This is a genomic window from Escherichia sp. KTE31 (assembly GCF_000407925.1).
Taxonomy (GTDB): domain Bacteria; phylum Pseudomonadota; class Gammaproteobacteria; order Enterobacterales; family Enterobacteriaceae; genus Escherichia; species Escherichia ruysiae.
On sequence record NZ_KE136723.1, the window covers coordinates 130,247 to 149,076 of the forward strand.

20 protein-coding genes, 1 tRNA gene and 1 other RNA gene are annotated in these 18,830 nt (G+C 48.3%); 15 read left to right on the top strand and 7 right to left on the bottom strand.

Going from position 1 to position 18,830, the window contains the following annotated elements:
* Positions 1 to 266: 266 nt before the first annotated feature.
* The 5 genes from putP to phoH all read left to right on the top strand — a co-directional run bounded on the left by putP (position 267) and on the right by phoH (position 6,814).
* Entirely contained in the window at positions 267 to 1,775 is a 1,509-nt protein-coding gene (putP, locus tag WES_RS12825; RefSeq protein WP_001018481.1) for a sodium/proline symporter PutP, read from the top strand.
* 219 nt (positions 1,776 to 1,994) lie between these two features.
* Entirely contained in the window at positions 1,995 to 2,825 is an 831-nt protein-coding gene (efeU, locus tag WES_RS12820) for an iron uptake transporter permease EfeU (protein WP_000497934.1), read from the top strand.
* Between the two features lie 57 nt (positions 2,826 to 2,882).
* Complete coding sequence (gene efeO / locus WES_RS12815) at positions 2,883 to 4,010, top strand: iron uptake system protein EfeO (protein WP_016158038.1); 1,128 nt, start codon at positions 2,883 to 2,885, stop codon at positions 4,008 to 4,010.
* A gap of 5 nt (positions 4,011 to 4,015) precedes the next feature.
* The gene (efeB, locus tag WES_RS12810) at positions 4,016 to 5,287 is read left to right on the top strand and encodes an iron uptake transporter deferrochelatase/peroxidase subunit (protein WP_016158039.1); all 1,272 of its coding nucleotides are present in this window, start codon (positions 4,016 to 4,018) and stop codon (positions 5,285 to 5,287) included.
* A 738-nt stretch (positions 5,288 to 6,025) separates the two neighbouring features.
* Entirely contained in the window at positions 6,026 to 6,814 is a 789-nt protein-coding gene (phoH, locus tag WES_RS12805; protein ID WP_016158041.1) for a phosphate starvation-inducible protein PhoH, read from the top strand.
* Between the two features lie 102 nt (positions 6,815 to 6,916).
* On the opposite strand, the gene WES_RS22540 is transcribed toward phoH, so the two are convergent.
* Both WES_RS22540 and WES_RS12800 read right to left on the bottom strand, forming a co-directional pair.
* Positions 6,917 to 7,053, bottom strand: a non-coding RNA gene (locus WES_RS22540) — RtT sRNA.
* Positions 7,054 to 7,097: 44 nt separating this feature from the next.
* Positions 7,098 to 7,185, bottom strand: a tRNA-Ser gene (locus tag WES_RS12800).
* Between the two features lie 233 nt (positions 7,186 to 7,418).
* Between WES_RS12800 and ghrA the strand changes: the two genes are divergently transcribed.
* From ghrA to WES_RS12780, 4 genes are all read left to right on the top strand, one after another.
* A complete protein-coding gene (gene ghrA / locus WES_RS12795) occupies positions 7,419 to 8,357 on the top strand; it encodes a glyoxylate/hydroxypyruvate reductase GhrA (RefSeq protein ID WP_016158042.1) in 939 nt (312 codons plus the stop codon).
* A 54-nt stretch (positions 8,358 to 8,411) separates the two neighbouring features.
* Positions 8,412 to 9,149 carry a phosphatase gene (locus tag WES_RS12790; RefSeq protein ID WP_000283652.1) on the top strand — a complete coding sequence of 246 codons (738 nt, stop codon included), beginning with the start codon at positions 8,412 to 8,414 and terminating at the stop codon, positions 9,147 to 9,149.
* Positions 9,150 to 9,172: 23 nt separating this feature from the next.
* Positions 9,173 to 9,727: a molecular chaperone YcdY gene (gene ycdY, locus WES_RS12785; protein ID WP_001001895.1), complete on the top strand. Its 555-nt coding sequence runs from the start codon at positions 9,173 to 9,175 to the stop codon at positions 9,725 to 9,727.
* A gap of 101 nt (positions 9,728 to 9,828) precedes the next feature.
* Positions 9,829 to 10,320, top strand: coding sequence for a DUF1097 domain-containing protein (locus WES_RS12780; protein ID WP_032147879.1), 492 nt, complete (start codon positions 9,829 to 9,831; stop codon positions 10,318 to 10,320).
* A 62-nt stretch (positions 10,321 to 10,382) separates the two neighbouring features.
* Here WES_RS12780 and csgG read toward each other — a convergent pair whose 3' ends face one another.
* The 4 genes from csgG to csgD are packed head-to-tail and all read right to left on the bottom strand — an operon-like array spanning position 10,383 to position 12,727.
* Complete coding sequence (gene csgG, locus WES_RS12775) at positions 10,383 to 11,216, bottom strand: curli production assembly/transport protein CsgG (protein WP_001189336.1); 834 nt, start codon at positions 11,214 to 11,216, stop codon at positions 10,383 to 10,385.
* Positions 11,217 to 11,242: 26 nt separating this feature from the next.
* Complete coding sequence (gene csgF, locus WES_RS12770) at positions 11,243 to 11,659, bottom strand: curli production assembly/transport protein CsgF (protein WP_001264079.1); 417 nt, start codon at positions 11,657 to 11,659, stop codon at positions 11,243 to 11,245.
* 23 nt (positions 11,660 to 11,682) lie between these two features.
* The gene (gene csgE / locus WES_RS12765) at positions 11,683 to 12,072 is read right to left on the bottom strand and encodes a curli production assembly/transport protein CsgE (RefSeq protein WP_000833234.1); all 390 of its coding nucleotides are present in this window, start codon (positions 12,070 to 12,072) and stop codon (positions 11,683 to 11,685) included.
* Positions 12,073 to 12,076: 4 nt separating this feature from the next.
* Entirely contained in the window at positions 12,077 to 12,727 is a 651-nt protein-coding gene (csgD, locus tag WES_RS12760; protein WP_000481491.1) for a biofilm master transcriptional regulator CsgD, read from the bottom strand.
* A gap of 756 nt (positions 12,728 to 13,483) precedes the next feature.
* Here csgD and csgB point away from each other — a divergent pair.
* From csgB to clsC, 6 genes are all read left to right on the top strand, one after another.
* A complete protein-coding gene (gene csgB / locus WES_RS12755; protein ID WP_010345644.1) occupies positions 13,484 to 13,939 on the top strand; it encodes a curli minor subunit CsgB in 456 nt (151 codons plus the stop codon).
* A 40-nt stretch (positions 13,940 to 13,979) separates the two neighbouring features.
* Complete coding sequence (gene csgA, locus WES_RS12750) at positions 13,980 to 14,438, top strand: curli major subunit CsgA (protein ID WP_000771421.1); 459 nt, start codon at positions 13,980 to 13,982, stop codon at positions 14,436 to 14,438.
* 58 nt (positions 14,439 to 14,496) lie between these two features.
* Positions 14,497 to 14,829, top strand: coding sequence for a curli assembly chaperone CsgC (gene csgC / locus WES_RS12745; protein ID WP_000992819.1), 333 nt, complete (start codon positions 14,497 to 14,499; stop codon positions 14,827 to 14,829).
* Between the two features lie 116 nt (positions 14,830 to 14,945).
* Positions 14,946 to 15,251 carry a hypothetical protein gene (locus tag WES_RS12740; protein ID WP_000489601.1) on the top strand — a complete coding sequence of 102 codons (306 nt, stop codon included), beginning with the start codon at positions 14,946 to 14,948 and terminating at the stop codon, positions 15,249 to 15,251.
* Between the two features lie 93 nt (positions 15,252 to 15,344).
* Positions 15,345 to 15,878: an O-acetyl-ADP-ribose deacetylase gene (ymdB, locus tag WES_RS12735; RefSeq protein ID WP_016158043.1), complete on the top strand. Its 534-nt coding sequence runs from the start codon at positions 15,345 to 15,347 to the stop codon at positions 15,876 to 15,878.
* On the top strand, positions 15,820 to 17,301 hold the full coding sequence (gene clsC, locus WES_RS12730) for a cardiolipin synthase ClsC (protein ID WP_016158044.1): 1,482 nt from the start codon (positions 15,820 to 15,822) through the stop codon (positions 17,299 to 17,301). Before ymdB ends, clsC begins: the two co-directional genes overlap by 59 nt.
* A 7-nt stretch (positions 17,302 to 17,308) precedes the next feature.
* On the opposite strand, the gene mdoC is transcribed toward clsC, so the two are convergent.
* Positions 17,309 to 18,466 carry a glucans biosynthesis protein MdoC gene (mdoC, locus tag WES_RS12725; protein ID WP_016158045.1) on the bottom strand — a complete coding sequence of 386 codons (1,158 nt, stop codon included), beginning with the start codon at positions 18,464 to 18,466 and terminating at the stop codon, positions 17,309 to 17,311.
* Between the last annotated feature and the right edge of the window lie 364 nt (positions 18,467 to 18,830).

Here is an 18,830-nt window from a genome sequence, read left to right on the forward strand (position 1 = left end):
AAAAATAACGCAGACTTTTTCTCTGCGGCAGTTAACATTTTTGAAAGGTGCAACCGCAAAAAATGTGAGGGAGTGCAACCTGATGAAAAATAGTATCGCTGGGCACTAAAATTTAATGTAAATGATGTGTTAAATCGATTGTGAATAACCAACGCTTCCGGCAGGATACGGTCGCCCTGGTAAACATAAACTCTGTTACCCCGTTCCGGTGGCAGATATAACGGCGAGTTTCGACATTGCCGATAATAATTTTTTGGAGACTTTAGATGGCTATTAGCACACCGATGTTGGTGACATTTTGTGTCTATATCTTTGGCATGATATTGATTGGGTTTATCGCCTGGCGATCAACGAAAAACTTTGACGACTATATTCTGGGCGGTCGCAGCCTTGGGCCGTTTGTAACGGCATTATCGGCGGGGGCGTCGGATATGAGCGGCTGGCTGTTAATGGGATTGCCGGGCGCAGTGTTTCTTTCCGGGATTTCCGAAAGCTGGATCGCTATTGGCCTGACATTAGGCGCGTGGATTAACTGGAAACTGGTGGCCGGGCGGTTGCGTGTGCATACCGAATACAACAATAACGCCTTAACCCTGCCGGATTATTTCACCGGGCGCTTTGAAGATAAAAGCCGTATTTTGCGCATTATCTCCGCGCTGGTTATTTTGCTGTTCTTCACCATTTATTGCGCTTCGGGCATTGTGGCAGGCGCGCGTCTGTTTGAAAGCACCTTTGGCATGAGCTACGAAACGGCTCTGTGGGCAGGTGCAGCGGCGACCATCCTTTATACCTTTATTGGCGGCTTCCTCGCGGTGAGCTGGACCGATACCGTACAGGCCAGCCTGATGATTTTTGCCCTGATCCTGACGCCGGTTATTGTAATCATTAGCGTTGGTGGGTTTGGCGACTCGCTGGAAGTGATCAAACAAAAGAGCATTGAAAACGTTGATATGCTTAAAGGGCTGAATTTTGTCGCCATTATCTCGCTGATGGGCTGGGGGCTGGGTTACTTCGGGCAGCCGCATATTCTGGCGCGTTTTATGGCGGCGGATTCTCACCACAGCATCGTCCATGCGCGTCGTATCAGTATGACCTGGATGATCCTCTGCCTTGCTGGGGCGGTGGCTGTCGGCTTCTTTGGGATTGCTTACTTTAATGATCATCCGGCGGTAGCAGGTGCGGTAAACCAGAACGCTGAACGCGTGTTTATCGAACTGGCGCAAATTCTGTTTAATCCGTGGATTGCCGGGATCCTGCTGTCGGCGATTCTGGCGGCGGTGATGTCAACCTTAAGCTGCCAACTGCTGGTGTGCTCCAGTGCGATTACCGAAGATCTGTACAAAGCATTCCTGCGTAAACATGCCAGCCAGAAAGAACTGGTGTGGGTAGGGCGTGTTATGGTGCTGGTGGTGGCGCTGGTGGCCATTGCGTTGGCAGCGAACCCGGAAAACCGCGTGCTGGGGCTGGTGAGCTACGCGTGGGCAGGTTTTGGCGCGGCGTTTGGTCCGGTGGTGCTGTTCTCGGTGATGTGGTCACGCATGACGCGCAACGGCGCGCTGGCGGGGATGATCATCGGTGCGCTGACGGTTATCGTCTGGAAACAGTTCGGCTGGCTGGGTCTGTACGAAATTATTCCGGGCTTTATCTTCGGCAGCATTGGGATTGTGGTGTTTAGTTTGCTGGGTAAAGCGCCGTCAGCGGCGATGCAAAAACGCTTTGCCGAAGCAGATGCGCACTATCATTCGGCGCCACCGTCACGGTTGCAGGAAGGTTAAGGGAAGGCGTTTTACCGAAAATTCCACGTCATAATGGGAAGCAGACAGAGGGCAATCAGTGATTGCTCTCTGTGTTTTCTCTCAAAATATTTTTACATTTCCTCATCATTATCACTACATTCCGCTTGTATTTTTCTTTACCGTAATGATAATCGCTATCACTGCGATTTACTTTTCTTTGCATAGATTGACTCAGAAAAACGTTTAAGGGTGGGTGGCATGTTTGTTCCGTTTCTCATTATGTTGCGCGAAGGACTTGAAGCCGCGCTGATTGTCAGTTTGATTGCCAGCTATCTTAAGCGTACCCAGCGAGGCCGATGGATTGGTGTGATGTGGATTGGCGTGCTGTTTGCCGCTGCGTTGTGCCTGGGCTTGGGTATCTTCATTAATGAAACCACCGGCGAATTTCCGCAAAAAGAGCAGGAGCTGTTTGAAGGGATCGTGGCGGTGATCGCCGTGGTGATCCTCACCTGGATGGTTTTCTGGATGCGCAAGGTGTCGCGCAACGTCAAAGTGCAACTGGAGCAGGCGGTCGATAGCGCATTGCATCGCGGGAATCATCACGGCTGGGCGCTGGTGATGATGGTCTTTTTTGCCGTTGCACGGGAAGGGCTGGAGTCGGTCTTTTTCCTGCTGGCGGCATTTCAGCAAGATGTCGGGATCTGGCCGCCGCTCGGTGCAATGCTTGGCCTCGCCACGGCCGTGGTGCTTGGTTTCCTGCTCTACTGGGGCGGTATTCGCCTCAATCTTGGCGCATTTTTCAAATGGACCAGCCTGTTTATTCTCTTCGTCGCCGCAGGGCTGGCAGCAGGTGCCATTCGCGCATTTCATGAAGCCGGATTGTGGAACCACTTTCAGGAAATCGCCTTCGATATGAGCGCGGTGCTCTCAACTCACTCGCTGTTCGGCACGCTGATGGAAGGTATTTTTGGTTATCAGGAAGCGCCGAGCGTCAGCGAAGTCGCCGTCTGGTTTATTTATCTCATCCCGGCGCTGGTGGCGTTTGCTCTGCCGCCACGTGCAGGAACGACAGCGTCTCGCTCCGCGTAACAAATACGACGCAAACTCTTGCTTAGTTACAACATACTTTAAAGGGATAGTCTCGTCATGACCATTAACTTCCGCCGTAGCGCACTGCAATTAAGCGTGGCTGCGCTGTTCTCTTCTGCTTTTATGGCAAATGCCGCTGATGTGCCGCAGGTCAAAGTGACCGTGACGGATAAGCAGTGCGAACCAATGACTATTACGGTTAACGCCGGGAAAACGCAGTTTATCATTCAGAACCACAGTCAGAAGGCGCTGGAGTGGGAGATCCTCAAAGGCGTGATGGTGGTGGAAGAGCGGGAAAATATCGCCCCTGGTTTTAGCCAAAAAATGACGGCGAATTTACAGCCTGGTGAATACGATATGACCTGCGGTCTGCTGACTAACCCGAAAGGGAAGTTGATCGTCAAAGGCGAGGCGACGGCGGATGCGGCGCAAAGTGATGCACTGTTAAGCCTCGGCGGTGCAATTACCGCATATAAGACGTATGTCATGGCGGAAACTACGCAGCTGGTGACCGACACTAAAGCCTTTACCGACGCCATTAAAGCGGGCGATATCGAAAAAGCGAAAGCACTGTATGCGCCGACGCGCCAGCACTATGAGCGCATTGAACCGATCGCTGAACTGTTCTCCGATCTGGATGGCAGCATTGACGCCCGTGAGGATGATTACGAGCAAAAAGCCGCCGACCCGAAATTCACCGGTTTCCACCGTCTGGAAAAAGCCTTGTTTGGCGACAACACCACCAAAGGAATGGATCAGTACGCTGACCAGCTTTATACCGATGTGGTCGATTTGCATAAACGCATCAGTGAACTGGCTTTCCCACCTTCAAAAGTGGTCGGCGGCGCAGCCGGACTGATTGAGGAAGTGGCAGCCAGCAAAATCAGTGGTGAAGAAGATCGTTACAGCCACACCGATCTGTGGGACTTCCAGGCCAACGTTGAAGGCTCGCAGAAAATTGTCGATCTGCTGCGTCCACAATTGCAAAAAGCTAACCCGGAACTGTTAGCAAAAGTCGATACCAACTTCAAAAAGGTCGATACCATTCTGGCGAAATACCGTACCAAAGACGGTTTTGAAACCTACGACAAGCTGACCGATGCCGACCGGAACGCACTGAAAGGCCCGATTACCGCACTGGCGGAAGATCTGGCGCAACTTCGCGGTGTGCTGGGGCTGGACTAAGCGTTATGCAGTATGAAGATGAAAACGGCGTGAATGAACCGTCACGCCGACGTTTACTGAAAGGGATTGGCGCGCTGGCGCTGGCGGGGAGTTGCCCGGTCGCTCATGCACAAAAAACGCAAAGTGCGCCGGGTACGCTTTCGCCGGATGCGCGAAATGAGAAACAGCCGTTTTATGGCGAACATCAGGCGGGGATTGTGACGCCACAGCAGGCCGCAATGATGCTGGTGGCGTTTGATGTACTTGCCAGTGATAAAACCGATCTTGAGCGGTTGTTTCGCTTGTTGACTCAGCGTTTTGCTTTTCTGACTCAGGGCGGAACGGCACCAGAAACGCCAAATCCGCGCCTGCCGCCACTCGATTCCGGCATTCTTGGCGGCTACATTGCGCCTGATAATCTCACCATCACGTTGTCTGTTGGTTACTCGTTGTTTGATGAACGGTTTGGTCTTACCCCGCAGATGCCGAAAAAGTTGCAAAAAATGACGCGTTTCCCCAACGACTCGCTTGATGCAGCGTTATGTCATGGAGATGTGTTGCTACAGATTTGCGCCAATACCCAGGACACGGTGATCCATGCGCTGCGCGATATCATTAAACACACGCCGGATTTGCTCAGCGTGCGCTGGAAGCGGGAAGGGTTTATTTCCGATCATGCGGCGCGTAGTAAAGGCAAAGAGACGCCGATTAATTTGCTGGGCTTTAAAGACGGCACTGCTAATCCCGACAGCCATAATGCGAAGTTGATGCAAAAAGTGGTGTGGGTCACGGCAGATCAGCAGGAACCAGCCTGGGCTATCGGTGGTAGCTACCAGGCGGTGCGGTTGATTCAGTTTCGGGTGGAGTTTTGGGACAGAACGCCGCTGAAAGAACAGCAGACGATTTTTGGTCGTGATAAGCAAACCGGTGCTCCGCTGGGAATGCAGCACGAGCATGATGTGCCCGATTACGCCAGCGATCCTGAAGGGAAGGTGATAGCACTGGACAGCCATATCCGGCTGGCGAATCCCCGCACGCCAGAGAGTGAGTCCAGCCTGATGTTGCGCCGTGGCTACAGTTATTCACTGGGCGTCACCAACTCCGGGCAACTGGATATGGGGCTACTGTTCGTTTGCTACCAACACGATCTGGAAAAGGGCTTCCTGACAGTACAAAAAAGGCTGAACGGCGAGGCGCTGGAGGAATACGTTAAACCTATCGGTGGCGGTTATTTCTTTGCGTTGCCAGGGGTGAAGGACGCGAACGATTATCTCGGAAGCGCATTATTGCGGGTTTAATGTTTTTAGGCGGATAGGCGTTACGCCGCATCCGACGTTCGTGCGCTGATGCCTGATGCGATGCTGGCGCATCTCATCAGGCTACAATCGGTGTAGGATCGGTAGGCAGGATAAGGCGTTACGCCGCATCCGACGTTCGTGCGCTGGTGCCTGATGCGATGCTGGCGCATCTTATCAGTTCTACAATCGGTGCCGGATCGGTAGGCGGATAAGGCGTTTACGCCGCATCCGGCAAGCATAAGGCACATTTTACCAGCACCGCGAATCCTGCTGAAAGCACACAGCTTTTTCCATCACTGTCATCACTCTGTCATCTTTCCAGTAGAAACTAATGTCATAGAAATGGTGTTTTGTAGTTAAATATAAGTAAATTTATTGTTGCAATAAAGGCAAAAACTGTTGTACTTATTAAGTAACAGCGGTAGTTCCCGGCAGTGATAGTCAGTCACTATGGAGATCGCGGATGGTAACGTCCTGTACTGGACAATGTTTTGTTAAGCAACGTTTCACCACTCGCGGAGAGTTCTCCTCCGGTAGTCATCTCGTCACTCTGTATTTTTACCCACTTCCTTTCTTTATTCGTGTTACCGACGCCTTTAACGGTGCGCGTAGCCGTTTTCGGTGTTATCTCCAAAAGCAAACTATGGCTTACAAGGAAGCCAACCCTCTGATGTTCGTGCGCATAATCGCGCTGCCAACGGCGCGTGTGATGAATACAAACAACTCAAGGTGCTCTCCATGGGAAGACAAAAAGCAGTGATCAAAGCTCGTCGCGAGGCAAAACGTGTGCTGAGACGGGATTCGCGCAGCCATAAACAGCGTGAAGAAGAATCGGTCACCTCGCTTGTGCAGATGAGCGGCGTAGAAGCCATTGGCATGGCTCGCGACAGTCGCGATACCTCGCCAATCCTCGCGCGAAATGAAGCGCAATTGCACTATCTGAAGGCTATTGAGAGTAAGCAACTGATATTCGCCACGGGCGAAGCCGGGTGTGGTAAAACCTGGATCAGTGCGGCAAAAGCGGCAGAAGCCCTGATACATAAGGATGTCGACAGAATTATCGTCACCCGTCCTGTTCTGCAAGCCGATGAAGATCTTGGCTTCTTACCTGGAGATATCGCAGAAAAGTTTGCTCCTTATTTTCGTCCGGTCTACGACGTGCTGGTTCGGCGGTTGGGCGCTTCCTTTATGCAATACTGCCTGCGACCGGAGATAGGGAAGGTCGAAATCGCGCCGTTCGCCTATATGCGTGGACGTACCTTTGAAAATGCAGTCGTCATCCTTGATGAGGCGCAGAATGTGACTGCCGCGCAAATGAAAATGTTTTTAACCCGCCTCGGGGAAAACGTGACGGTTATTGTTAACGGAGATATTACACAGTGCGATTTACCTCGCGGTGTGCGCTCCGGATTAAGTGACGCGCTGGAACGTTTCGAAGAAGATGAAATGGTCGGGATTGTCCGATTTAGTAAAGAGGATTGCGTACGTTCGGCACTTTGCCAACGTACGCTACATGCCTATAGTTGAGATTTTTAATGGTACAGAGCCCTGGCGTGGAGTGCACCCCAAAAGTTGGACACTCAGCTGAGTAAGGTGCAGTCCACTTTCATACGAGCTCTTCTCAAAATATGGCGGTGAGGGGGGGATTGACTCGCTTCACTCGCCCTGCGGGCAGCCCACTCACTGCGTTCGCGGACTGTCCAACTGGCTGTCGCCAGTTGTCGAACCCCGGTCGGGGTTTCTCATCCCCCCGGTGTGTGCAATATGCGAAAAAAAAGCCCGTACTTACGTACGGGCTCTTCTTAAAATATGGCGGTGAGGGGGGGATTCGAACCCCCGATACGTTGCCGTATACACACTTTCCAGGCGTGCTCCTTCAGCCACTCGGACACCTCACCAAATTGTCGTTCCTGTCTTGCTGGAACGGGCGCTAATTTAGGGAAATCACGGCCTGAGGTCAACAAACTTTTTAAAAAAATAGCGCGTTTATTCAAACTTCAATCAATCTGCAACTTTAATAAGCAAAGTTTGCTTTTTTTACCACCAGCAGTGGATTTGTTATGCTGAGGAGCTTTATAGATCATAATGATAAGCGCGGGTAAATTCCGCAAAACCGCTTTCGGGAGTCAGTATGGATATCATTTTTTATCATCCTGTGTTCGATACCGCCTGGTGGATTGATGCGCTGGGTAAAGCTATTCCTCAGGCCAGAGTCAGAGCATGGAAAACCGGTGATAATCATCCTGCGGATTATGCTTTGGTCTGGCATCCACCTGTTGAAATGCTGGCAGGTCGTGATCTTAAGGCTGTGTTCGCATTAGGTGCCGGCGTTGATTCGATTTTGAGTAAATTACAGACATACCCTGAAATGCTGAAACCGTCTATTCCACTTTTTCGCCTGGAAGATACGGGTATGGGCGAGCAAATGCAGGAATATGCTGTCAGTCAGGTGCTCCATTGGTTCAGACGTTTTGACGATTATCGAGCGCAGCAAAATGCTTCGCTTTGGCAACCTCTGCCTGAGTATCAACGGGAAGATTTTACTATCGGCATTCTGGGGGCTGGCGTATTGGGCAGTAAAGTCGCACAGAGCTTGCAGACCTGGTGTTTTCCACTGCGTTGCTGGAGCCGTAGCCATAAAAGCTGGCCCGGCGTACAAAGTTTTGCCGGAACTGAAGAGTTAGGAAAATTTTTGAGCCAATGCCGTGTATTAATTAATTTATTACCGAATACGCCTGAAACCGTCGGCATTATTAATCAACAATTATTAGAAAAATTACCGGATGGCGCATATCTCCTCAACCTGTCGCGTGGCGTTCATGTAGTGGAAGATGACCTGCTCGCGGCGCTGGATAGCGGTAAAGTTAAAGCGGCGATGCTGGATGTTTTTAATCGTGAACCTTTACCGCCTGAAAGCCCGCTCTGGCAACATCCACGCGTGACAATAACACCACATGTCGCAGCCATTACCCGACCCGTTGAAGCAGTGGAGTACATAGCACACACCATTACACAACTCGAAAAAGGGAAGACGGTCAGCGGACAAGTCGACCGTGTACGAGGCTACTAATAAACCATACGGATTCCTGCTATCCTTGGCGGGAATTGAATACAGGAGAGAGTTATGTATCCCGTCGACCTTCATATGCATACCGTTGCCAGTACACATGCATATAGCACATTAAGTGATTACATTGCCCAGGCCAAACAGAAAGGCATTAAACTTTTTGCAATCACCGATCATGGCCCTGATATGGAAGATGCACCGCATCACTGGCACTTTATTAATATGCGTATCTGGCCGCGAGTCGTCGATGGGGTGGGGATCCTGCGTGGCATCGAAGCCAATATCAAAAATATTGATGGTGAAATTGATTGCAGCGGCAAAATGTTTGACTCGCTGGATCTGATTATTGCTGGTTTTCATGAACCGGTTTTTGCGCCGCATGATGAAGCTACGAATACTCAGGCCATGATTGCCGCGATGGCGAGTGGGCATGTGCACGTGGTTAGCCATCCCGGAAATCCACGATATCCAATTGATTTTAAAGCTGTTGCTGAAGCTGCTGCTAAGTATCAGGTGGCGCTGGAAATCAATAACTCCTCATTCTTACATTCGCGTAAGGGCAGTGAAGATAACTGCCGTGCGGTTGCCGCTGCGGTGCGCGATGCCGGAGGTTGGGTCGCGTTAGGATCGGATTCTCATACCGCTTTTACCATGGGCGATTTTGAAGAATGCCGTAAGATCCTCGACGCAGTGGATTTTCCGGAAGAGAGAATATTGAATGTTTCGCCACGCCGTTTGCTGAATTTCCTTGAATCTCGCGGTATGGCGCCGATTGCGGAATTTGCTGATCTTTAATTGCTATTAACGGAAATAAATTAATGAACGAGTTTTCTATCCTGTGTCGTGTGCTGGGTTCGCTCTATTACCGTCAACCGCAGGATCCTTTACTGGTTCCGCTGTTTACCTTAATTCGTGAAGGGAAACTGGCGGCGAACTGGCCGCTGGAACAGGATGAATTGCTGGCGCGTTTGCAGAAAAGCTGTGATATGGCGCAAGTTTCTGCCGATTACAATGCATTATTCGTCGGTGATGAATGCGCAGTTTCACCTTATCGCAGCACCTGGGTTGAGGGAGCCACAGAAGCGGAAATCCGTACTTTCCTTTCTGAACGCGGGATGCCGTTAGCGGATACGCCAGCCGATCACATCGGTACTTTGCTGCTGGCCGCTTCCTGGCTGGAAGATCAGTCAACAGAGGATGAAAGCGAAGCTCTGGAAACACTGTTTAGCGAGTACTTGTTGCCCTGGTGCGGCGCATTTCTCGGAAAAGTAGAGGCTCATGCGACTACACCGTTCTGGCGCACCATGGCACCGCTGACCCGCGATGCAATCAGCGCAATGTGGGATGAACTTGAGGAAGAATCAGAGGAGTAAATGTGATCGGAATCACTCATTACTGCAATCTATATATAGCTGTTGCATAAAATGTGTGCTCGATCTCATTCATAGTCGCGTTTTCTGCTATTATGCGCGGCATGAACATACTTCTCTCTATTGCAATCACAACAGGCATTCTCTCCGGTATCTGGGGCTGGGTGGCTGTTTCCCTTGGCTTACTTAGCTGGGCAGGTTTCCTGGGCTGCACGGCCTACTTTGCCTGTCCGCAAGGTGGGCTAAAAGGGCTGGCTATTTCCGCTGCAACACTGCTTAGCGGCGTGGTGTGGGCGATGGTTATTATTTACGGCAGTGCTCTGGCACCACATCTGGAAATTCTCGGTTATGTCATAACCGGTATTGTCGCTTTTCTGATGTGTATTCAGGCGAAACAGGTGTTGTTGTCGTTTGTTCCGGGGACGTTTATTGGTGCATGTGCGACGTTTGCCGGGCAAGGGAACTGGAAGCTGGTGCTACCTTCGCTGGCGCTTGGGCTGGTGTTTGGTTACGCAATGAAAAACAGCGGTCTTTGGCTGGCGGCGCGCAGTGCTAAGTCCGCTCACCGTGAGCAACAAGTCAAAAATAAAGCGTGAGGAGCACTCACGCTTTAGATTGAATCGTAAAGGGCCGGAATAAACTCCGGCTTTTTTATGTATCAGGATTCCGGTGGTACTGATAAGTGACGGTATTTCACCAGAATGTCATTCTGCCGTTCTGATTTATTCTGCAAATCCCACAAGCCACGGTCGATGCCGTCGTTAATCAGGAAGATAACGCCTGTTTCGATGGCGGACATTAGACAGAGCATAACCGGTTCGTTAGAGGTATAACCCACTTCCCCTTCCAGTAACCGCTGGTAGTCAATAAAGCGGAAGACACCCGCCTGGACTTCATACGAAAGGATCGTCTTACTGGTGTTCACCGAAGAGAGGATCTCACCGGTACTCACATTGACGACGCGCAGGTTCACGGCAATCTGATCAAGTTGGTATTGCGTATCTGCACCAATACCAAAATATCTCGCCCCAACACCGCCCGATTTGACGTTGCTTTCATAACCAATAATAGAGCCTTCAACCATGATATTGGCTGCGGTCAGCGATTGAAGCGGGATTCGGTTGTTTACCGCGACAGTGCCGTTTTCCTGTGCCGCACGAATAATCTTGCGTTCGTTGAGCAGGTTTTGTAGGCCCTGACGTTCCAGCGGTATAAACCAGCGAGAATCTTTCAATGCCGTGACCAGCATCGCGGTGGCGCTTTGCGGAACAGCAGTGGAGAAGTTACTCGCCGGGTAGGGTTTAAATTGCCCGGTTTCGTCCTGAATGTTGTATACCGAAACAAAGATCTTACCTGTTGGCGCTGGCAGGTGGGTCAAATCTTTGTAGCTCTGGGCACGAGGCATTAATGTCGGTCTGGCGGCTTCTTTAGGTGGGGCGGTTAAGCACCCGCTCAGCAACATGACGGCAACCAAAACAAATAAGCGCTGCATGATTATTTTCCTTATGAAGCTGGGGCTTAAAAATCGGTTGAGTTATTTTGTAAACCCGAAACCTGGATGGTCGAGGTTTGTCCTGTCTTGCGATCCGTCACATTCAACTGCAATTGACCATCGCGGTTGGCAATATCAACAATATATTCATTGGTCACCATTCTTCCTGGCTGACCCGTATTAATATTTGTCAGCAACCCACCTAAAATTTGGGACTGGATGGCTTGAGTAAAGTTATCTAACGCCGATGGCGTTTCAATACCAAAGTCATCGTCATAGCTCGGATCTTTATACGAGTTCTGCGCCTGGGCACTATTTAATAAAAAAGCACCGTTATTCGGGTTACCACCAAAGTTTGGATTGCGGAACTGGAAAGTCATATTTCCTGCCCAACTTAATGGTGAAATAAGCATGAGTAGAACTACTGCATGTTTGACACGCATTGCAGCCTCCGAACAATTTTTATTTAAAATTCATCATGCGCCAAATCGCCCGTACTCAATAACGCCTGATTTATCTGGCGACGATTTAGTGCCTCTTCAGTTTGAATCAGTGCAAAGACAACAGTTTTCTCGAAGTCTCTTTTCAATGGGAATAAAAATGTCTGGAAAATAACGTCCTGATTCACCGTTATTGTGATCCAGCTTCCCCATCGTGCACTGGGTCTTTCATTAATTGTTAAGTTACCGGTGTAGTCACTTTCCCATTTATCACTAAAGGCACGGTAAAAATCATGGCCAATAGAGGAAACGGTATGGTCAGTTAACAATCCCGGTACTTCTACTTCAACGGCGTGAACATTTCCCGCAGCGAAGAGAAGTTCTACTGCTACAATCCAGCATAAATAACGTTTCATGGCTTTATCGCCTGAGGTTATCGTTTGCCCATGAGACCGCTTGTGTTCGGTTTTTAACTGCTATCTTTTTGAAAAGATTATAAAGATGCGTTTTTACCGTGTTTTCGCTGATGAACAGCGAACGAGCAATCTCGTTATTGGAGGCGCCGATACGCAGCTTATTAAGGATCTCTTTTTCCCTATGAGTAAGGAGGGCTGATTCCGTGCTGTTATAACGATAGTTACCGGAATGTGTAATCAAGTAACTGGCAAGCTTTTGCGTAAAGTAGCATTCACCACGTAAGACGCCTTGCAACCCATTGACTACGCGTTCTTGATCCTCCATGGCGTAAAAAACACCATTGATATGCGGCCAGTTTTCAATGTCGCGGTACGGGTAATCATCTGGAGTATTTAACAACAGCGTTTTAATGTTGTTGTGTTTTCTGCTTAATGTATCCTGCCAGTAATGAATGAGCTTTTTATCTGCTTCCATCATATCCAACAGAATAATGCAGCCAGAAGATATATCGTCCAGAGAACGTTGAATATTATGCAGTTTTCCTGTGATTGCCAGCGATTGTTTTAAATGCTGCAATAACGCGGTCGCCTGCAAAGAAGGTTTAGTGATCAACAGTAATGTATGACCATGAATACTATGGACTTCATTAAACATGATGAAACCCCGCTTTTTTTATTAATCGCACACCTGACAGCTGCCTTTATAAAATAGAGGCACCAGAAGTACTGACAGATGTTGCACTGCTGTGTGTAGTAATAAATCAACCCTAAATGGGTAAAATATAAAACTAATGGATTACATCTGATTTCAATCTAGCCATTACAAATCTTAAATCAAGTGTTAAACGTGTAACAAAATGTAATCTGGAATTTTAAAATGTTAACAAGGTGTGGTTATGGAGTTTAGAGTTGATAGAAAAGTTGTACATATTGCTTTTATTGCACAATTTTAAAAAGTCATACAAATGAAGCTAAGTCTATAATTATGCATATAAAAATTATTTCCACATAGTTCTTTTGTCGTGTGAAAATTTCTTACTTTCGCTGATGTTGCCCTTGGACAAATTTTTGCCGTAAAAAGACGCTGTTTGTCACGGCTTGTCAAACAGACATATCGACGTAATCTTCGCGAACCATGAAGGAAGGCTGACTGTTGATTTTTTGCTGTCAAAAAACGGTACTTTAAAAGAAAACAAAATAATTTTTGCGTAAATAACAGCGTATTTGCGAGAGTTTTAATACTTTGGTATGAACAAAAAAAGCAAAATACAACGCGCGGGTGAGTTATTAAAAATATTTCCGCAGACATACTTTCCATCGTAACGCAGCGTTAACAAAAAACGGTTTGCGTTAACAACCAAGTTGAAATGATTTAATTTCTTAAATGTACGACCAGGTCCAGGGTGACAACATGAAAAACAAATTGTTATTTGTGATGTTAACAATACTGGGTGCGCCTGGGATTGCAGCCGCAGCAGGTTATGATTTAGCTAATTCAGAATATAACTTAGCGGTAAATGAATTGAGTAAGTCTTCATTTAATCAGGCAGCCATAGTTGGTCAAGCTGGTACTAATAATAGTGCACAGTTACGGCAGGGAGGCTCAAAACTTTTGTCGGTTGTTTCGCAAGAAGGTAATAGCAACCGGGCAAAGATTGACCAGACAGGAGATTATAACCTTGCATATATTGATCAGGCGGGCAATGCCAACGATGCCAGTATTTCGCAAGGCGCATATGGTAATACTGCAATGATTATCCAGAAAGGTTCTGGTAATAAAGCAAATATTACGCAGCATGGTACTCAAAAAACGGCAATTGTAGTGCAGAGACAGTCGCAAATGGCTATTCGCGTGACACAACGTTAATTTCCATTCGACTTTTAAATCAATCCGATGGGGGTTTTACATGAAACTTTTAAAAGTAGCAGCAATTGCAGCAATCGTATTCTCCGGTAGCGCTCTGGCAGGTTCTATTCCTCAGTACGGCGGTGGCGGCGGTAACCACGGTGGTGGTGGCAATAACAGCGGCCCGAATTCAGAGCTGAATATTTACCAGTACGGTGGCGGTAACTCTGCTGTTGCATTGCAGGCTGATGCCCGCAACTCTGATCTGACTATTACCCAGCACGGCGGCGGTAACGGTGCAGACGTTGGACAAGGTTCTGATGACAGCTCAATTGAACTGACCCAGCGTGGCTTCGGTAACAGCGCCACTCTTGATCAGTGGAACGGTAAAAACTCTGAAATGACTGTTAAACAGTTCGGTGGTGGCAACGGTGCAGCAGTTGACCAGACTGCATCTAACTCCAGCGTCAACGTAACTCAGGTTGGCTTTGGTAACAACGCGACCGCTCATCAGTACTAATACAGAATTTGTATGACAGAAACAGGGCGTAAGCCCTGTTTTTTTTCGGGAGAATAGTATGAACGCGTTATTACTTCTCGCGGCGCTTTCCAGCCAGATAACCTTTAATACAACTCAGCAAGGTGACATGTACACCATTATTCCTGAAGTTACTCTGACGCAATCATGCTTGTGCCGGGTTCAGATATTGTCACTACGCGAAGGCAGTTCGGGACAAAGTCAGACGAAGCAAGAAAAGACCCTTTCATTACCCGCTAATCAACCCATTGCCTTGACGAAGTTGAGTTTAAATATTTCCCCGGACGATCGGGTGAAAATAGTTGTTACGGTTTCTGATGGACAGTCACTTCATTTATCACAACAATGGCCGCCCTCTTCAGGAAAGTCTTAATGTATTGATAGTTGAGCATAAAACGAGCCGGAAGAGAACGGTCTGATGCGAATCGACCAACCTGAAAGCATGGATAACCCCCTCAAGGATGATTAATCATTGAGGAAACAGAATAGATGTTCAGACCGTTGTTAAACTCCCTGATGCTCGGCAGCCTGGTTTTTCCTTTCTTTGCAACAGCGGAAAGCAATGCGCAAGGTGGCGTGATTCATTTTTATGGTCAAATCGTGGAACCCGCGTGTGACGTGATGCAAACGCCAGTTGAAATGACTTGTATGCAAAATGGTCCAGTACAGAGCAAAACGTATTCCAGCAAAGAGCTAATGAGTGGCAAAGTTAAAAATGCGCAAATTGCCTCAGTAAAAGTGCAGTATCTTGATGAGCAGAAAAAGCTGGCTGTGATGAACATCGAATATAACTAAGTTTCTGAACTACTCACGCTACTGACAAGAAAAATGCGATTTACCTAAAAACACTGCTGTACACTTAAGAAACAAGAGGTGTAAGGAGGCGTTATGAAATCGCGTATTCATGTTGTGCAGGGTGATATTACTAAACTAGCCGTTGATGTTATTGTTAATGCGGCTAATCCGTCACTAATGGGGGGCGGCGGCGTTGATGGCGTTATTCATCGCGCAGCCGGCCCAGCGTTGCTGGATGCCTGTTTGAAAGTTCGCCAGCAACAGGGCGATTGCCCCACGGGACATGCAGTGATTACTCTTGCAGGCGATCTCCCCGCCAAAGCTGTTGTGCATACCGTTGGGCCTGTGTGGCGCGGTGGCGACCAAAACGAAGACCAGTTATTGCAGGATGCCTATCTCAATAGTCTACGACTGGTAGCGGCAAACGGCTATGCGACAGTGGCTTTTCCTGCCATCAGTACCGGCGTTTATGGCTACCCGCGTGCTGCAGCGGCTGAAATCGCAGTAAAAACCGTTTCAGAATTTATTACCCGTCACGCTTTACCTGAGCAGGTATACTTTGTCTGTTATGATGCAGAAAATGCCCACCTCTACGAAAGACTCCTTACCCAACAAGGAGATGAATGATTTGCCCCGGCTGGCGAGCGCGGTGCTGCCGCTGTGCTCGCAACATCCTGGGCAGTGCGGCATTTTCCCCCTGGATAAAAGTCTGGATGCGTTCGCTGCACGATATCGTCTGGCAGAAATGGCGGAGCATACTCTGGATGTTCAGTATTACATCTGGCAGGACGATATGTCGGGGCGATTGCTATTTTCGGCTCTGTTAGCCGCAGCGAAGCGTGGCGTTCGCGTCCGTTTGTTGCTGGATGACAATAATACTCCCGGTCTTGATGATATTTTACGCTTGCTCGATAGTCACCCGCGTATTGAAGTTCGACTTTTTAATCCTTTCTCTTTCCGCCTGTTACGTCCGCTTGGTTATATCACCGATTTTTCCCGCCTCAATCGTCGTATGCACAATAAAAGTTTTACCATTGATGGTGTGGTGACGCTGGTGGGCGGGCGCAACGTTGGCGATGCCTATTTCGGTGCGGGAGAAGAGCCACTTTTTTCAGATTTAGATGTTCTGGCAATAGGGCCGGTTGTTGAGGACGTTGCCGATGATTTTGCCCGCTACTGGTATTGCAAATCAGTGTCACCATTGCAGCAGGTGCTGGATGTTCCCGATGGCGAAATGGCTGACCGTATTGAGCTACCTGCGTCCTGGTACAACGACACCGAGACACATCGCTATTTGCGCCAAATGGAGTTAAGTCCATTTATAAATCAACTGGTTGATGGAACGTTGCCGCTTATCTGGGCAAGAACGCGTTTATTAAGTGATGATCCGGCAAAAGGGGAGGGCAAAGCAAAACGGCATTCACTGTTACCGCAGCGCCTGTTCGATATCATGGGCTCACCCAGCGAACGTATTGATATTATCTCTTCCTATTTTGTGCCAACGCGCGCGGGAGTGGCGCAGCTTTTACGAATGGTGAGAAAAGGAGTCAGGATAGCCATCTTAACCAATTCACTTGCCGCTAACGATGTCGCTGTCGTTCATGCCGGGTATGCCCGCTGGCGCAAAAAGTTACTCCGCTATGGCGTGGAATTGTATGAACTGAAGCCGACGCGGGAACAGAGCGGCACGTTGCACGATCGCGGTATAACCGGTAATTCCGGCGCAAGCCTTCATGCCAAGACATTCAGTGTCGATGGCAAAATAGTGTTTATTGGCTCATTCAATTTCGATCCGCGTTCAACATTGCTCAATACTGAAATGGGCTTCGTGATAGAGAGCGAAGCGCTGGCACAATTAATCGATAAACGCTTTATTCAGAGCCAGTATGATGCGGCCTGGCAGCTCCGTCTGGATCGGTGGGGACGAATCAACTGGGTCGATCGCCATGGGAAGGAGGAAATTATCCTCAAAAAAGAACCCGCCACCAGTTTCTGGAAGCGGGTTATGGTCAGACTAGCGTCAATATTGCCCGTTGAATGGTTATTGTAAGTATGGTTTAGCGAGCTGGCGCTTTGTCATTCTCGCGTTTTACGATCGGTTTGCCGGAGAACAAAAACTTCAACAACGGAATGCGTAAATGAATTTCGTACAGAATTATCGCAATCCCTACCACAAATATCAGACCGCAGAGGAAACCCAGCAGATTTGATGTGATGTGCGGAGTGATGTAAGCACCGAAAAAGAGCGTTAATGGGTGATGAACCAGATAAATAAATAGCGATGCGTTTACAAAATAGGTTACCCGCGCCGACTGAAAATTAAGCAAACGGTGGCCGAAGGAGAAGACCACATTCACCATCCACAGGCCGAGCACCATCGTGATCACTGACTCGGTTTCATACATCCAGGCATCGCCGCTGCCGTAGCGTTGATTGAGCAAATAAGCAACAAATGCCAGTGCTGCTGCGAGAGTGCATCCACGAGACGGTGTGGTAAACAAGGCCTTAAGATTAGGGAAAATGAAAGCCAGCGCACCGAGAATAAAGAACGGCATATAAAACAGCGTCTGCATGAAAATAAAATTGAACATGCCATCGCTTAATATGGGTGGATAAACGATAAATAACGTTCTTCTTATTGCTGCATAGCCAATTCCCAGACAGAAAAATAGTATCGATAGCTTAACCATCGAGAAATTTTTATTCGTTTTATCTGAATTTTCTAAATTATTTCTTATTCGTTTAAATATCCATACGCAAAGTGTCGTCATAACGACCAACACCAGTAAAAACCACAGGTGCGAAATTAATTCCCAGGCCAGCGTATTATATTTGTCATACAATGATAGCCCAGACCAGCTTTCCGCTTTGCCTTTGACATATTGCAGCATAATGAATTGCGGCAAGGTGAGCAGGGGAATAGCCGTTAACATCGGGATCCCTACACGTTCAACGCGCACTTTCCACCATTTTTTCAATGGGTAGCGTAAAAACAGCATGTAGGAAAAATATCCGGAAATAACGAAAAATACCTGCATACGGAAGGCGTGGATGAAATCGTTAAAAAGCGTCAGCCACCATGACGGTTCTGCGCTGTTCACATGCCAGGTGTGGCTTGAATAGATTAAAGAAATATGAAAAGGGATCCCTAACAACATCAACCATGCGCGGATGGAGTCGAGGAAATATTCACGCTGCGCGGGTACTGGATTCATATATGGTTAACTAATCTCGGATTTTTCGTCTTATCCCTGCCGGGTAATGCCTTTAGGCTTTTGCCATAACGACACTGACCTGCCGCATGTGGTGCCGGCTTCAAATGTGTTTTTGCGCGGCATAGCCGCAATCACTAACCAAAATGGAAGCGCCTGTAAGACGGTTGATAAATAAATTTGCTGGCAAACCCTACACGAACTCGCTCCTTCTGTCTTTAGGAGAAGCACGGAAAGTGAAAACGGTTGCAATCAGGTGCTTAATCCATGAGCCGGCACGCTGAATAATACCGGGATTCTGTTGTCGGAATGGCTGGTTATCCATTAAAATAGATCGGATCGATATAAGCACACAAAGGGGGAAGTG

Coding starts and splice junctions, on each gene's coding strand:
- putP (WP_001018481.1), top strand. CDS start 267: ATGGCTATTAGCACACCGATGTTGGTGACATTTTGTGTCTATATCTTT.
- efeU (WP_000497934.1), top strand. CDS start 1,995: ATGTTTGTTCCGTTTCTCATTATGTTGCGCGAAGGACTTGAAGCCGCG.
- efeO (WP_016158038.1), top strand. CDS start 2,883: ATGACCATTAACTTCCGCCGTAGCGCACTGCAATTAAGCGTGGCTGCG.
- efeB (WP_016158039.1), top strand. CDS start 4,016: ATGCAGTATGAAGATGAAAACGGCGTGAATGAACCGTCACGCCGACGT.
- phoH (WP_016158041.1), top strand. CDS start 6,026: ATGGGAAGACAAAAAGCAGTGATCAAAGCTCGTCGCGAGGCAAAACGT.
- ghrA (WP_016158042.1), top strand. CDS start 7,419: ATGGATATCATTTTTTATCATCCTGTGTTCGATACCGCCTGGTGGATT.
- WES_RS12790 (WP_000283652.1), top strand. CDS start 8,412: ATGTATCCCGTCGACCTTCATATGCATACCGTTGCCAGTACACATGCA.
- ycdY (WP_001001895.1), top strand. CDS start 9,173: ATGAACGAGTTTTCTATCCTGTGTCGTGTGCTGGGTTCGCTCTATTAC.
- WES_RS12780 (WP_032147879.1), top strand. CDS start 9,829: ATGAACATACTTCTCTCTATTGCAATCACAACAGGCATTCTCTCCGGT.
- csgG (WP_001189336.1), bottom strand. CDS start 11,216: ATGCAGCGCTTATTTGTTTTGGTTGCCGTCATGTTGCTGAGCGGGTGC.
- csgF (WP_001264079.1), bottom strand. CDS start 11,659: ATGCGTGTCAAACATGCAGTAGTTCTACTCATGCTTATTTCACCATTA.
- csgE (WP_000833234.1), bottom strand. CDS start 12,072: ATGAAACGTTATTTATGCTGGATTGTAGCAGTAGAACTTCTCTTCGCT.
- csgD (WP_000481491.1), bottom strand. CDS start 12,727: ATGTTTAATGAAGTCCATAGTATTCATGGTCATACATTACTGTTGATC.
- csgB (WP_010345644.1), top strand. CDS start 13,484: ATGAAAAACAAATTGTTATTTGTGATGTTAACAATACTGGGTGCGCCT.
- csgA (WP_000771421.1), top strand. CDS start 13,980: ATGAAACTTTTAAAAGTAGCAGCAATTGCAGCAATCGTATTCTCCGGT.
- csgC (WP_000992819.1), top strand. CDS start 14,497: ATGAACGCGTTATTACTTCTCGCGGCGCTTTCCAGCCAGATAACCTTT.
- WES_RS12740 (WP_000489601.1), top strand. CDS start 14,946: ATGTTCAGACCGTTGTTAAACTCCCTGATGCTCGGCAGCCTGGTTTTT.
- ymdB (WP_016158043.1), top strand. CDS start 15,345: ATGAAATCGCGTATTCATGTTGTGCAGGGTGATATTACTAAACTAGCC.
- clsC (WP_016158044.1), top strand. CDS start 15,820: ATGATGCAGAAAATGCCCACCTCTACGAAAGACTCCTTACCCAACAAG.
- mdoC (WP_016158045.1), bottom strand. CDS start 18,466: ATGAATCCAGTACCCGCGCAGCGTGAATATTTCCTCGACTCCATCCGC.